General features: G+C 60.8%; 13 protein-coding genes. 4 read left to right on the top strand and 9 right to left on the bottom strand.

Going from position 1 to position 13,566, the window contains the following annotated elements:
* Window positions 1-7 precede the first annotated feature (7 nt).
* From C0058_RS08025 to C0058_RS08010, 4 genes are all read right to left on the bottom strand, one after another.
* The gene (locus C0058_RS08025) at window positions 8-637 is read right to left on the bottom strand and encodes a C40 family peptidase (protein ID WP_102368343.1); all 630 of its coding nucleotides are present in this window, start codon (window positions 635-637) and stop codon (window positions 8-10) included.
* Window positions 638-850: 213 nt separating this feature from the next.
* A complete protein-coding gene (gene hda, locus C0058_RS08020) occupies window positions 851-1,555 on the bottom strand; it encodes a DnaA regulatory inactivator Hda (protein ID WP_003210747.1) in 705 nt (234 codons plus the stop codon).
* A gap of 217 nt (window positions 1,556-1,772) precedes the next feature.
* A complete protein-coding gene (locus C0058_RS08015; RefSeq protein ID WP_003210746.1) occupies window positions 1,773-2,846 on the bottom strand; it encodes an AI-2E family transporter in 1,074 nt (357 codons plus the stop codon).
* A gap of 53 nt (window positions 2,847-2,899) precedes the next feature.
* Window positions 2,900-3,940, bottom strand: a complete 1,041-nt coding sequence (locus C0058_RS08010) for a DUF2066 domain-containing protein (RefSeq protein WP_102368342.1) — start codon at window positions 3,938-3,940, stop codon at window positions 2,900-2,902.
* 359 nt (window positions 3,941-4,299) lie between these two features.
* Here C0058_RS08010 and purM point away from each other — a divergent pair, with 359 nt between their 5' ends.
* From purM to C0058_RS07990, 4 genes are all read left to right on the top strand, one after another.
* Window positions 4,300-5,358, top strand: a complete 1,059-nt coding sequence (gene purM, locus C0058_RS08005) for a phosphoribosylformylglycinamidine cyclo-ligase (protein WP_003210744.1) — start codon at window positions 4,300-4,302, stop codon at window positions 5,356-5,358.
* Window positions 5,358-6,008: a phosphoribosylglycinamide formyltransferase gene (gene purN / locus C0058_RS08000; protein WP_008438189.1), complete on the top strand. Its 651-nt coding sequence runs from the start codon at window positions 5,358-5,360 to the stop codon at window positions 6,006-6,008. Before purM ends, purN begins: the two co-directional genes overlap by 1 nt.
* Window positions 6,009-6,016: 8 nt before the next feature.
* Complete coding sequence (locus tag C0058_RS07995; RefSeq protein ID WP_003210742.1) at window positions 6,017-6,730, top strand: DUF3108 domain-containing protein; 714 nt, start codon at window positions 6,017-6,019, stop codon at window positions 6,728-6,730.
* A gap of 253 nt (window positions 6,731-6,983) precedes the next feature.
* Window positions 6,984-7,172 (top strand): hypothetical protein, encoded by a 189-nt coding sequence (locus C0058_RS07990; RefSeq protein ID WP_008438187.1) that lies wholly within the window; start codon window positions 6,984-6,986, stop codon window positions 7,170-7,172.
* A gap of 188 nt (window positions 7,173-7,360) precedes the next feature.
* Here the strand turns inward: C0058_RS07990 and C0058_RS07985 are convergent, their stop codons facing one another.
* The 5 genes from C0058_RS07985 to cysM form a co-directional block, all read right to left on the bottom strand.
* Complete coding sequence (locus tag C0058_RS07985) at window positions 7,361-7,906, bottom strand: DUF2058 domain-containing protein (RefSeq protein ID WP_003210740.1); 546 nt, start codon at window positions 7,904-7,906, stop codon at window positions 7,361-7,363.
* A 25-nt stretch (window positions 7,907-7,931) separates the two neighbouring features.
* Entirely contained in the window at window positions 7,932-8,765 is an 834-nt protein-coding gene (mazG, locus tag C0058_RS07980) for a nucleoside triphosphate pyrophosphohydrolase (protein ID WP_008438185.1), read from the bottom strand.
* A gap of 153 nt (window positions 8,766-8,918) precedes the next feature.
* Window positions 8,919-11,162 (bottom strand): GTP diphosphokinase, encoded by a 2,244-nt coding sequence (gene relA / locus C0058_RS07975; RefSeq protein ID WP_008438176.1) that lies wholly within the window; start codon window positions 11,160-11,162, stop codon window positions 8,919-8,921.
* Between the two features lie 136 nt (window positions 11,163-11,298).
* On the bottom strand, window positions 11,299-12,651 hold the full coding sequence (gene rlmD, locus C0058_RS07970; RefSeq protein WP_102368341.1) for a 23S rRNA (uracil(1939)-C(5))-methyltransferase RlmD: 1,353 nt from the start codon (window positions 12,649-12,651) through the stop codon (window positions 11,299-11,301).
* Window positions 12,651-13,553: a cysteine synthase CysM gene (gene cysM / locus C0058_RS07965; protein ID WP_003210736.1), complete on the bottom strand. Its 903-nt coding sequence runs from the start codon at window positions 13,551-13,553 to the stop codon at window positions 12,651-12,653. Before cysM ends, rlmD begins: the two co-directional genes overlap by 1 nt.
* Window positions 13,554-13,566: the final 13 nt, after the last annotated feature.

Here is a 13,566-nt window from a genome sequence, read left to right as displayed (position 1 = left end):
TTTAACTTTACTTGCTGGCGGTAACGGTAGTCGGGGCCATCGCCAGGGCGCGCTTGGCTTCGATGAAGGTTTTGCTCCAGTAGCTGTCACCCAGGTTGTCGACTCGCACACCACCGCTGCGGCGGCTGCTGGAGTGGATAAACTGGTTGTCGCCCAGGTAGATACCGGCGTGGCTGACACGACCACGGCCAGCCGTACTAAAGAAAAGCAGATCACCGGGCTTGAGGTTGTTCCGCGCGACCAACGGTGCATCCACGTTGATCATTTCGCGGGTGGAACGCGGCAGGTTCATGCCGGCTTCCTCGCGGAACAGGTAGCCGATGAAACCGCTGCAGTCGAAACCGGCTTCAGAGGTACCGCCGAAACGGTAACGGGTTCCGATCAGGGACATGCCGCGTTCGAGAATGCTGTCGGCCAGAACTGGAAGCTGGTAAGGCTTGGCGCCGGTGAAGTCGGCGAGTTCTTTTTCAGTTGCGATCTCTTCCTGATAAACAGTGGAAGACTGCGACGCAACGAATTTTGCCTGAGACTGCTGTACTGGTTTTTGCTGCTCAGCCACGTTTTGAGTGTGGGTGGCGCAACCAAACAACAGGGTAACGAGTGCGAGAGGCACGAGGGGTGCGAAGCGATTTAGCATGGGCACGACCGTGGCTGATGTGTAAAGAAGCCGAGACTATGCCTTCTATCACATCGATTTGCAAATTCAATCGTGATCTATGTGACTTCTTGTTTGGACTATGACATCTAAGCCCTTAACACCCTATGCCAGCCATTTGCGTGGCCAAAACGGCCCAAACGCAGGTTTTCTGGCGCCTGTAATTTGCCGAAAGCCCCGGTTTTAAAGGGCTGGCTACCAGCCCAGGGTTTCTTTGAGGAAGGGAATAGTCAGCTTGCGCTGGGCTTGCAAGGAAGCCTGGTCGAGCTGTTCGAGCAAGTCGAACAGTGCGCTCATGCTGCGTGTACCGCGAGTGAGAATAAAATGCCCGACTTCATCGGTCAGGTGCAACCCGCGGCGCGAAGCACGCAGTTGCAGGGCCCGCAGTTTGTCTTCGTCGGACAACGGGCGCATCTGGAAAATCAGCGCCAGGGTCAGCCTCGACTTCAAGTCCGCCAGCTTCACCGGCAGCTCACGTGGCGAGGTGGAGGCGGCAATCAACAAACGCCGGCCGCTGTCACGCAATCGGTTGAACAGATGGAACAGTGCCTCTTCCCAATCTGCCCGCCCCGCCACTGCCTGCAAATCGTCCAGGCAGACCAGTTCGTATTGTTCAAGGTTGTCGAGGATCTCGATACCGCGGTCCAGCAGCTCCGCCAGCGGCAGGTACACCGCCGGTTCCCCCATCTGTTCGAAGCGCAGGCAAGCGGCCTGTAACAAGTGGGTACGCCCCACGCCGTGCTTGCCCCAGAGGTAGATCAAGCTTTCGGTCCACCCGGCGTCGGCTTCGCAGAGCCGCTCGACATAGCCGAGTGCAGCGGCATTGGCGCCTGGGTAGTAATTGATAAAGGTGGCGTCGTCACGCAGACGCACACCTAGGGGCAGCTGAATCGGTTTCATGCTGACTGAACGGTTCCAATCGAACCGTTAGTGACCTCTGTGTAAAGTTTGCAAAGTTTATACCCGTGACGCCGGGCGCACAATGCAGCAGACCACAAGCAAAATCAAAGGTTTGCGTTAACTTGTTGGATTTGGTGAGGAATGTTTGACGCAATGGCGAAACGCCAGAGCCGATAAATGACAAACCCGGCCTTGAGCCGGGTTTGTGATGCTGCGGTTATAACTCCGGTTCGTCGGTTCCGGCGTACATGTCCGAGTCCTTGTACAAGTCGTGCACATGGCGCACCAGCACCATGATCACCGCCGCCACCGGCAGCGCCAGCAGGATGCCGGTAAAGCCGAACAGCTCGCCGCCCGCCAGGATCGCAAAGATCACCGCCACCGGGTGCAGGCCGATCCGGTCGCCCACCAGCAATGGCGTCAGCACCATGCCTTCCAGGGCCTGGCCGACCATGAACACCGCGACAATCCCGAGCATCGGGTACAGGTCGCCGTGGAACTGGAACAACCCGGCCACCAGCGCCGCACCGATACCAATCACAAAGCCCATATAAGGCACGATGGCTGCCAGGCCGGCGATCAGGCCGATCAACAGCCCCAGTTCCAGGCCGATCGCCATCAACCCCGCCGCGTAGATGATCCCCAGCGCCAGCATCACCAGCAACTGGCCACGGACGAAGGCGCCGAGCACCTCATGACACTCCTCGGCCAGGGAGACAATGCGCTCCTCACGGTCGCGCGGCAGCAGGCCGCGGATCTTGGCCATCATGATGTCCCAGTCCCGCAGCAGGTAGAACGCCACGACCGGGATCAGCACCAGGTTGGTCAGCCAGCCAATCAGTGCCAGGCTCGACGCCGTCGCCTGGCTCAGCACCACGCCGACAATGTCGGTGGTCTGGCCCATGTGCTCGCTGATGGCCGCCTTGACCTTATCGAACTTCCAGAAGCCGTCTGCCAGCCCCAGCTTGGCCTGCGCCCACGGCATGGCCGTGTGTTGCAGCCAGTCGAGCATCTGCGGCGCCAGCTCATAGAGCTTGAACAGCTGCTTGGCCAACATCGGCACCAGCACCAGGACCAGCGCGGTGATGATCAAGGTGAACAACGCAAACACCGCCACCACGCCCCAGGTACGTGACAGGCCGATCTTTTCCAGGCGATCCACCACCGGATCGAACAGGTAGGCCAGCAGTAACGCGACCAGGAACGGCGTCAGGATCGAATGCAGCAGGAACACAAAAACGCACAGCAGGACAATCCCGCCAAGCCACACCCAACGACGCGTATCCGCCATAAACCACTCCCTCTGTTATTTGCTTCCTGCTTCTATATAAGAAGGAAGAACACTTACCAATGAAAACGTAGCTGCGGCGTCGGCTCGACCGGTGCCGGTTGCGCGCCTTCTACCACCGGCTGCGGAGCCGGAGCTTCACCTGCCGGGATTTCCTGCAACTTGGCCAGGCTCAACTGGGTGCGCAGCTGCTCGGCGCTGCCATTCACCCGATAAACGATGCGAGTGCCGTCCACGCGCACCGGCTGGGCACCGAACGGTTCCAGCAGATGGCCGAGGGCGGCGTAATGCTCGAGAGTCATGCCCTGCACTTCCAGCAACTGATCACTGGTGGCAGCGCCGGCCTTGACCGCAAAGCGTGGTGCCAGGCGTTCGCTGACGGCCAGCAGCACGGCGTCAGCCAATGCGGCAGTATCAGTGCCGGTGGCGGTGCCCTGCTCGCTTTTATCCCCCAGCCACAGGCGCCATTTGGCCGACCATTGGCCGCCGTCTTCGCGAGCATGCACCGCCAGCAAGGCATCGGCGCCGTAACGTTCGGACGCGGCACGCAGCGGCGTGGCGTCGGGGCTTTCAAGATTCGGGGCAGTGGCGACGATCTGTTCGTCCAGGTCACCCAGCGGCAGGCGCAAAGGCAAACCACGGTGCTGGGCCGCGCGACGCAGCGGTTGGGCGACGGCCTGGCCATCACCGACCAGGCTGCTGCCTTCCACGGAATCGTTCAGCCACCAACCGAGGATCGATGGCCGATTGCTGCCCCACAGCGCCAGGCCCGCGCCACGCAACGCGCGGTCGGTGCTGACCGGGTCGAAATCCACCTGCAGGCTTTCCGGCGGGCCGGCGTCGTAGCCATACTGACTGATGATTTGTTGCGGGTCTTTGCGGATCGCCGCCAGGCCCGGGCCATCGGCGGCCTTGGCGTCGCCGGTCAGGCGGATCACCAGGGTTTGCAGGGCACGCTGGGTCGCCTGGTCGCGCTCCTGGGGAGACTGACTGCTGACCGGCTCCAGCACTTGATAGAGACCATTGAGGGTTTCGGCATGACTCGCCAGGCTGACCAACGACAAGCAGCCCACAAAAAAATATTTACTCAGACCCATGAAAGAAGATTCCCGAACGGCAAATAAGCGGTTGGAACAGACCGCGTGAACACTGTTGAGCAAGGCTGTGACCACAGCGACCGGCAAAACATTCACAGGGTCTCGGCAAGTTTTTGTACTGTCATAACGATAGCGAGTTAAAGGCTATACCTTAATAGGGCCTGTGACCGACTCGATTAGCGATTTTTTTAACAGCTATTGCCCCTGCCCGTCGGCCCGAGGATGGCCGCTGCCCCTCAAGCCTGATAAAATCGCGCGCCTTCGCAGACCGTCAATGGCAGGCCGTGCTGAAACTTCAGGTTTCGGTACACCCGCCGCATTCGGTCGTTACCCCTGAATCCCCCCTAAAGGCCTGGATCATGAGCAAGCAACCCTCCCTGAGCTACAAGGACGCCGGTGTAGACATCGACGCCGGTGAAGCATTGGTCGAACGCATCAAGAGCGTCGCCAAGCGCACTGCGCGCCCCGAAGTCATGGGCGGCCTGGGCGGTTTTGGCGCCCTCTGCGAGATCCCGGCCGGCTACAAGCAGCCTGTATTGGTCTCCGGCACCGACGGTGTGGGCACCAAGCTGCGCCTGGCACTGAACCTGAACAAGCACGACAGCATCGGCATCGACCTGGTTGCCATGTGCGTGAACGACCTGGTGGTGTGCGGCGCCGAACCGCTGTTCTTCCTTGACTACTACGCCACCGGCAAGCTCAACGTCGAGACCGCTACCCAGGTGGTCACCGGCATTGGCGCTGGCTGCGAACTGTCCGGCTGCTCCCTGGTCGGCGGCGAAACCGCTGAAATGCCAGGCATGTACGAAGGCGAAGACTACGACCTGGCCGGTTTCTGCGTCGGCGTTGTCGAAAAATCCGAAATCATCGACGGTTCCAAGGTGGCTGCCGGTGACGCCCTGCTGGCCCTGCCATCGTCCGGCCCGCACTCCAACGGCTACTCGCTGATCCGCAAGATCATCGAAGTGTCCGGCGCCGACATCGAAACCATCCAGCTCGACGGCAAGCCCTTGACCGACCTGCTGATGGCCCCGACCCGCATCTACGTGAAGCCGTTGCTCAAGCTGATCAAGGACACCGGCGCGGTCAAGGCCATGGCCCACATCACCGGTGGCGGCCTGCTGGACAACATCCCGCGCGTACTGCCTGAAGGCGCCCAGGCGATTGTCGACGTGGCCAGCTGGCAGCGCCCGGCAGTCTTCGACTGGCTGCAAGAGAAAGGCAACGTCAACGAAACCGAGATGCACCGCGTGCTGAACTGCGGCGTGGGCATGGTCATCTGCGTGGCTCAAGAGCACGTTGAAAGCGCGCTGAACGTATTGCGTGAAGCCGGCGAACAGCCTTGGGTCATCGGCCAGATCGCTACCGCCCCTGAAGGCGCGGCTCAGGTTGAACTGAAGAACCTTAAGGCGCACTGATGCCTGCAACCTGTGATGTCGTGGTGCTGCTCTCCGGCACCGGCAGTAACTTGCAGGCCCTGATCGACAGCACGCGCGCCGGCGACAGCCCGGTGCGCATCGCTGCGGTGATTTCCAACCGCAGCGACGCCTACGGCCTGCAACGCGCCAGGGACGCAGGTATCGACACCCGCTCCCTGGATCACAAGGCTTTTGAAGGCCGCGAGGCCTTCGACAGCGCCTTGATCGAACTGATCGACGCCTTCAACCCCAAACTCGTGGTACTGGCCGGCTTCATGCGCATTCTCAGCGCTGACTTCGTGCGTCACTACAACGGGCGTCTGCTGAATATCCACCCGTCCCTGCTGCCAAAATACAAAGGGTTACACACCCATCAGCGTGCCCTGGAGGCCGGCGACACCGAGCACGGCTGCAGCGTGCACTTTGTCACCGAGGAACTCGATGGCGGGCCTCTGGTCGTACAGGCAGTAGTTCCGGTAGAGTCTGCGGACTCTGCGCAGACGCTTGCGCAACGGGTTCACACCCAGGAACACAGGATTTACCCGCTGGCTGTTCGCTGGTTCGCTGAGGGGCGGTTGATTCTTGGCGACCACGGTGCATTATTGGACGGTCAGTTACTTGCGGCCAGCGGCCACTTGATTCGAACCTAGGAGACTTTATGCGTCGCGCCCTGCTCTTCGCTTTTGCGCTGTTCGCCTTGCCTGCCGTGCAAGCGGCAGACCTTCACCCTTTCTCCGCCAGCTACACCGCCGACTGGAAACAGTTGCCCATGAGTGGTTCGGCAGAACGCAGCCTGACCAAGAATGACAACGGCAGCTGGACCTTGAATTTCAAGGCTTCCATGATGATCGCCAGCCTGACTGAAACCAGCGTGATCCGCTTCGACAAAGACGCCCTGCAACCGGTGAGCTACACCTTCGAACGCGGTGGCCTGGGCAAGACGAAGAAGATCAACCTCGACTTCGATCAGACGGCCAAGAAAGTCACCGGCTTTGAAAACAAGGACCCGGTCAACGTGGCCCTTCAAAGCGGCATGCTCGACAAGTCGACCTACCAGTTGGCATTGCAGCGCGATGTGGCAGCCGGCAAGAAAAGCATGAGCTACAACGTCGTCGAAGGCACTGATGTCGATACCTACGACTTCCGCGTGATCGGCCCGGAAAAGGTCCAGACCAAAGCCGGCTCCATCGATGCGATCAAGGTCGAGCGCGTGCGTGACCCGACTCAAAGCAAGCGCATTACCCAAATGTGGTTTGCCAAGGACTGGGGCGGCATCCTGGTTGCCCTGCGCCAGGTCGAGACTGACGGCAAGGAATACAACATCATGCTGCAAGACGGTACCGTTGACGGCAAGGCTGTCAAAGGCAGCTGATCCTCTGCGCAATGAAAGAGCCTCGCGTACGCGGGGCTTTTTTTCGCCTGTCGCCTGACGCCAACATGAAACTTTTGTCATAAAACTCAGCGCCCTGCGACGCAATGTCGCGGTTTCCGTGGGCTCGCGGGATTACTCCAGTTTCTGTAAAGGTGTGTTGCAATTCCTGGTTATTTACTTAGCAAGCTAACAAATCATATAACAAAGGCCTGCGACGCCTTGCCGCAGATCAACCAGAGATTGGAGCAAGCAGATGACTGTAAAAGTAACTGAACGCGACGATGAACATATGTCCCATGAAGCAGTAGCCCACGGGATTCACATCTGGGATGTACACCAGCAAGACCTGCTGGTCGGCATGTTTCACGACGAGACCGAAGCTCATAATTATAAAAACGAGCTCGAGACCCTTGAGATGAAACGCCAGGCGCAAAGCTCCTGAAACTCTGAAATCCTGTAGATAACCAGCCCCACGCAGCTGGAGTGTCTATAAACACAAACCCCGCCTTTTGAGCGGGGTTTGTGTTTTGGGGGTTGGGGGTTGGGATTTTGGGGGCGCTTCGCGCCCCAGCGGGAGCAAGCTCCCTCGCCACAACAAGCCGTCTCGCCACAATGTGTGTTTCTAACGCATTACCACATCAGGTCGTCAGGGATCTGGTAGGCGGCGTACGGATCATCCTCATCCGGCACCTGGCTTTCGGTCAGGACGTTCATCTGGACGATGCGCTCTGGCGCCCGCTCCTGGATCTTCAGCGCGGCTTCGCGCGGGATCACCTCGTAACCGCCACCGTGATGCACGATCGCCAGGGAGCCGTTGCTCAGCTTGTTACGCATCAGCGTGTTGACCGACAGGCGCTTGACCTTCTTGTCATCCACGAAGTTGTAGTAGTCCTCGGTGGTCAGCTTGGGCAGGCGCGAGGTTTCGATCAATTGCTTGACCTGCGCAACGCGGGCCTTGGCCTCGGCTTTTTCCTGCTGCTGACGGTTCAGCTCCTGGTCGCGCTTGACCTTTTCGGCATGCGCCTGGATGGCCAGGCGCGCCTGGCTGTCGTCCGCTTCGGCCTGGCCTTTATGCACCAGGCGCTGCTGTTTCTGTTTCTCTTTGCCGACCTGCTTGGCCTGCTTTTGGTTGACCAGGCCTGCTTTGAGCAACTGGTCGCGAAGGGAAATGCTCATGGTGCTTACTCACTTGGGCAACGGCTCAGCCGCAGCTGGACAGATTCTTTTCCTGGCGTTTGGCTTCGCCCCACAGGGCGTCCAACTCTTCGAGGGTGCAATCTTCTATGGGACGGTGGGTCTCGCGCAATGCCTGTTCGATAAATCGGAAACGTCGTTCGAATTTAGCGTTGGCTAAACGCAAGGCTGCTTCCGGGTCGACCTGGAGGTGACGGGCCAGGTTGACCGCCGCAAACAGCAGGTCACCTACTTCATCGGCGATGGCTGCCGGGTCGTTATCGGCCATGGCTTCGAGCACTTCATCCAGCTCTTCGCGCACGTTATCCACCACGGGCAACGCGGCCGGCCAGTCGAAACCCACCTGCCCGGCGCGCTTTTGCAATTTGGCGGCGCGGGAAAGCGCCGGCAAGGCCGTGGGCACATCATCCAGCAGGGATAACTGCTGTGGGACGTCGGACTTTTCCGCACGCTCCTCGGCCTTTATTTCTTCCCAACGCTGCTTGACCTGCTCTTCGCTCAGCTGCGGAATATCCAGCGGCGCGTACAAGTCTCCCGTGGGAAACACATGCGGGTGACGGCGAATCAACTTGCGGGTAATGCTGTCGATCACCCCAGCGAATTCGAAGCGCCCTTCTTCCCGCGCCAGCTGGCTGTAATACACCACCTGGAACAACAGGTCGCCCAGCTCACCTTGCAGGTGATCAAAATCCCCGCGCTCGATCGCATCGGCGACTTCGTAGGCTTCTTCCAGGGTGTGGGGGACGATGGTGGCGTAGGTTTGCTTGATGTCCCACGGGCAACCGTATTGCGGGTCGCGCAGGCGGTTCATCAGGTGCAGCAGGTCTTCAAGTGAATACATCAGTCTCTTTCCGCAGAAGTGGGAACGCTGAGGATCAAATGTGGGAGCGGGCTTGCTCGCGAAGGCGTCGTGTCAGTTGCCTGATATTTGACAGACACATCGCCTTCGCGAGCAAGCCCGCTCCCACATTTCAGTCCGCGCTCATCCAGCTACTCATGGCGTGCGATTACGCCGGGTCTCAATGATGTTCGGCAACTGGGAAATACGCCCCAGCAACCGACCCAACGCGTCCAGCCCCGGAATCTCGATGGTCAGGGACATCAGCGCCGTGTTGTCCTCTTTGTTCGAGCGGGTGTTGACCGCCAGCACGTTGATCCGCTCATTGAGCAGCACCTGCGACACATCACGCAGCAGCCCGGAACGGTCGTAGGCACGAATGATGATGTCCACCGGATAGGTCAACACCGGCACCGGGCCCCAACTGACCTGGATGATCCGCTCCGGCTCGCGCCCGCCCAGTTGCAACACCGAGGCACAGTCCTGGCGGTGAATGCTCACCCCGCGGCCCTGAGTGATGTAACCGACGATGGCGTCGCCCGGCAATGGCTGGCAGCAGCCGGCCATTTGCGTCATCAGGTTGCCGACGCCCTGGATCTGGATATCGCCGCGCTTGCCCGGCTTGTAGCCGGTGGCCTTGCGTGGAATCAGTTCCAGCTGCTCGCTGCCCCGCTCCGGCTCAACCAGTTGCTGGGCCAGGTTGACCAACTGCGCCAGGCGCAGATCGCCGGCACCGAGGGCGGCGAACATGTCTTCGGCGATCTTCATGTTGGCCTTTTCGGCCAGCTTGTCGAAGTCCACCTGCGGCAGGCCCAGGCGTGCCAATTCGCGCTCGAGCAAGGTCTTGCCGGCGGCGACGTTCTGGTCGCGCGCCTGCAATTTGAACCAGTGGACGATCTTCGCCCGCGCCCTGGACGTGGTGATGTAGCCCAGGTTCGGGTTCAGCCAGTCGCGGCTCGGCGTACCGTGCTTGCTGGTAATGATCTCGACCTGTTCACCGGTCTGCAGGCTGTAGTTGAGCGGCACGATGCGCCCGTTGATCTTGGCGCCACGGCAGTTGTGGCCGATCTCGGTGTGCACCCGGTACGCAAAATCCAGCGGTGTGGCGCCCTTGGGCAGGTCGATCGCGTGGCCGTCGGGGGTGAAGATGTAGACCCGGTCAGGTTCGATATCTACCCGCAGCTGGTCGGCCAAACCGCCGATGTCGCCCAGCTCTTCGTGCCACTCCAGCACCTGGCGCAACCAGGAGATTTTCTCTTCGTACTGGTTCGACCCGGCCTTGACGTCGGTGCCCTTGTAGCGCCAGTGAGCGCATACGCCCAGCTCCGCCTCTTCGTGCATCGCGTGGGTGCGGATCTGTACTTCCAGCACCTTGCCCTCGGGGCCGATCACTGCCGTGTGCAGTGAGCGGTAACCGTTTTCCTTGGGGTTGGCGATGTAGTCGTCGAATTCCTTGGGGATGTGCCGCCACAGCGTGTGCACGATACCCAGCGCGGTGTAGCAGTCGCGCATTTCCGGCACCAGCACACGCACGGCGCGCACGTCGTAGATCTGGCTGAAGGCCAGGCCCTTGCGCTGCATTTTGCGCCAGATGGAATAGATGTGTTTGGCCCGGCCGCTGATGTCGGCTTCAACGCCGGTGGCCTGCAATTCCGTGCGTAACTGGCTCATCACGTCGGCGATAAAGCGCTCACGGTCCAGCCGCCGCTCATGGAGCAGCGTGGCAATCTGTTTGTATTGATCGGGTTCGAGGTAACGGAAGGACAGGTCCTCCAGTTCCCACTTGATATGGCCGATGCCCAGGCGGTGGGCCAGCGGCGCGTAGATGTCGAACACCTCGCGGGCGACGCGGTTGCGCTTTTCGTCGTCGGCGGTTTTCACCGCCCGAATCGCGCAGGTACGCTCGGCCAGCTTGATCAAGGCGACGCGCACGTCGTCGACCATCGCCACCAGCATCTTGCGCAGGTTTTCCACCTGGCCCTGGGTGCCCAGCACCATCGACTGGCGCGGGCTGAGGCTGGCACTGATCGCCGCCATGCGCAGCACGCCGTCGATCAGCTTGGCCACCACGGTGCCGAAACGCTGGCTGATGGTGGGCAACTGAATGTGCCCTTCGCGCACGCCGCGATACAGCACCGCCGCGATCAGCGAATCCTGATCGAGCTTGAGATCGGCGAGGATCTCGGCGATTTCCAACCCGGTGCGAAAGCTTGAAGTGCCTTCGGCCCACAGGTTCTTCGCCGCATTGTCTTGCTGTTCAGACTCACGAGCGAACTCGCAGGCTGCTTTCAAGGCTTCACGGTCCAGTGCCGGGTCGACACTGATGGCATGATCCAGCCATGCCTCGAGATTGATACTGCCGTCGGTGTTGATCGGCTGGTGTGCTCTCACCTGTACCATCTTGCTTACCTTCCCTACGACGCACCTTTTAGTGCGTCAAAATCATCGCTGACCTGCTTTACAAAAAAAGCTTGTGCACGCTCCCTGGCAGGTCACAGGCCCAGGAGATGCAGGCCAGTCGGATTAAACGGGCATCCTAGCCCGCTTCAAATAACGCCATGGCCTCGACATGGGCCGTCTGGGGAAACATGTCGAGGATCCCGGCACGTTTTAGCCGGTAGCCTTGCTTGACCAACTCGACCGTGTCCCGCGCCAGCGTTGCCGGATTGCAGGACACATACACCAGGCGATCAGCCCCCAGGGTAGCGAGCTTGCGCACAACCTCCAGGGCACCATCGCGGGGTGGGTCCAAGAGTACCGCAGAAAAGCCCTGTTTGGCCCATTCCGCGTCGGTCAAAGGCTGGGACAAATCGGCCTGAAAAACCTGAACATTATGCAAATTATTGCTGACGGCATTCTGTGCCGCCCGGTCCACCATGGCCTGCACCCCTTCCACCGCCACCACTTCCCGCACTTGGCGGGCCAGCGGCAAGGCGAAGTTGCCCAAGCCACAAAACAAATCCAGCACCCGCTCGTCGGGCTTCGGCGCCAGCCAATCCAGCGCCTGGGCGACCATCGCCTGGTTGACCCCGGCGTTGACCTGCACAAAGTCTCCCGGGCGGTACGCCAACTGCAAATCCCACGGTTCCAGACGATAGCCCAAGGCCTGGCCTGGTTCGACCGGTTGCGGCTGGCCCTCGCCATGCAGCCACAGTTGGGCTTCATGGAACGTGCAAAATTCCTGCAGGATCGTCAGGTCCGCTTCGGACAAGGGCGCCATGTGTCGCAACAACACGGCAATCGACGAACCACTGAATAATTCCACATGCCCCAACGCCTGAGGCTTGCTCAAGCGCCGCAGCATGTTGGGCAAACGCTGCATGATCGGTTGCAAGGCCTGTACCAGCACCGGGCAATCGTCAATGGCGACGATGTCCTGGCTGGCCACGGCACGAAAGCCGACTTCAAGTTTCTTCGCCTTGGCATCCCAGCGCACGGCCACGCGGGCGCGGCGACGATAGCCGAATTCCGGCCCGCTCAAAGGCGCGGCCCACTCCTGGGGTTCGACACCTGCCACACGGGATAATTGCTCGGCGAGCATGCGCTGTTTCAGGGCGAGTTGTTCGTCATGGGGCAAGTGTTGCAGGCTGCAACCGCCACAGCGGCCGGCGTGCACACAGGGTGCCGGACGGCGCAGTTCGCTGGCGGTAAATACGCGCTCGGTGCGCGCCTCGACCACTTTGCCGTGGGCGCCCAACACCCGCGCTTCCACCTCTTCACCGGCCAGCGCACCCACGACAAACCAGGTGCGGCCTTCAAAGAACACAATGCCGCGGCCGTCGTTGGCCAGGCGCTCGATGGTCAGGCGCTGCTTCTTGCCTACGGGAATCTGTGGGGCCCGGCTGCCGCCCGTCGGTTGGAAGCGCAGGCCTCTCTCGTGCTTGGCCATCAGTTGGGCGCGTCGAAAATGCCGGTCGACAGGTAACGGTCGCCACGGTCACAGATGATCGCGACGATCACCGCGTTTTCCAACTCCTGGGACAAGCGCAACATCCCGGCCACCGCGCCACCGGACGACACGCCGCAGAAGATCCCTTCTTCACGGGCCAGGCGGCGGGTGGTGTCTTCGGCTTCACGCTGGGCCATGTCGATGATGCGATCGACGCGAGCCGCGTTGTAGATCTTCGGCAAGTACTCTTCGGGCCAACGACGGATCCCCGGGATCGCTGCGCCTTCCATCGGTTGCAGGCCGACGATCTGGATCTCGGGATTCTGCTCCTTGAGGTAGCGCGAATTGCCCATGATGGTGCCGGTGGTGCCCATCGAACTCACGAAGTGAGTGATGGTGCCCTGGGTCTGGCGCCAGATTTCCGGGCCAGTGGTGGTGTAGTGCGCCTCGGGGTTGTCGCCGTTGGCGAACTGGTCCAGCACCAGGCCACGGCCTTCGGCAGCCATACGCTCGGCGAGGTCGCGGGCGCCTTCCATGCCTTCTTCCTGGGTGACCAGGATCAACTCGGCGCCGTAGGCGGTCATCGCCGCCTTGCGCTCGGCGCTGCCGTTGTCGGGCATGATCAGGACCATCTTGTAGCCCTTGATCGCCGCGGCCATGGCCAGGGCAATCCCGGTGTTACCGGAGGTGGCTTCGATCAGGGTGTCGCCGGGCTTGATCTGCCCACGCAACTCGGCGCGGGTGATCATCGACAACGCCGGGCGGTCCTTGACCGAGCCGGCCGGGTTGTTCCCTTCGAGCTTGAGCAACAAGGTATTGCTGGTGTTGCCCGGCAGGCGCTGCAAGCGGACCAGCGGGGTGTTGCCGACGCAATCGGCGATGGTGGGGTACTGCAAGGTCATGGCGTATTCGCAA

The organism is Pseudomonas sp. NC02 (assembly GCF_002874965.1).
In the GTDB taxonomy this organism is placed as follows: domain Bacteria; phylum Pseudomonadota; class Gammaproteobacteria; order Pseudomonadales; family Pseudomonadaceae; genus Aquipseudomonas.
The sequence above is the reverse complement of the archived record's forward strand: the minus strand, read 5'-3'. Positions and strand labels throughout refer to the sequence as shown.

Coding starts and splice junctions, on each gene's coding strand:
- C0058_RS07985 (WP_003210740.1), bottom strand. CDS start 7,906: ATGAGCATTTCCCTTCGCGACCAGTTGCTCAAAGCAGGCCTGGTCAAC.
- C0058_RS08025 (WP_102368343.1), bottom strand. CDS start 637: ATGCTAAATCGCTTCGCACCCCTCGTGCCTCTCGCACTCGTTACCCTG.
- relA (WP_008438176.1), bottom strand. CDS start 11,162: ATGGTACAGGTGAGAGCACACCAGCCGATCAACACCGACGGCAGTATC.
- rlmD (WP_102368341.1), bottom strand. CDS start 12,651: ATGGCCAAGCACGAGAGAGGCCTGCGCTTCCAACCGACGGGCGGCAGC.
- purN (WP_008438189.1), top strand. CDS start 5,358: ATGCCTGCAACCTGTGATGTCGTGGTGCTGCTCTCCGGCACCGGCAGT.
- hda (WP_003210747.1), bottom strand. CDS start 1,555: ATGAAACCGATTCAGCTGCCCCTAGGTGTGCGTCTGCGTGACGACGCC.
- C0058_RS07995 (WP_003210742.1), top strand. CDS start 6,017: ATGCGTCGCGCCCTGCTCTTCGCTTTTGCGCTGTTCGCCTTGCCTGCC.
- C0058_RS07990 (WP_008438187.1), top strand. CDS start 6,984: ATGACTGTAAAAGTAACTGAACGCGACGATGAACATATGTCCCATGAA.
- mazG (WP_008438185.1), bottom strand. CDS start 8,765: ATGTATTCACTTGAAGACCTGCTGCACCTGATGAACCGCCTGCGCGAC.
- C0058_RS08015 (WP_003210746.1), bottom strand. CDS start 2,846: ATGGCGGATACGCGTCGTTGGGTGTGGCTTGGCGGGATTGTCCTGCTG.
- C0058_RS08010 (WP_102368342.1), bottom strand. CDS start 3,940: ATGGGTCTGAGTAAATATTTTTTTGTGGGCTGCTTGTCGTTGGTCAGC.
- cysM (WP_003210736.1), bottom strand. CDS start 13,553: ATGACCTTGCAGTACCCCACCATCGCCGATTGCGTCGGCAACACCCCG.
- purM (WP_003210744.1), top strand. CDS start 4,300: ATGAGCAAGCAACCCTCCCTGAGCTACAAGGACGCCGGTGTAGACATC.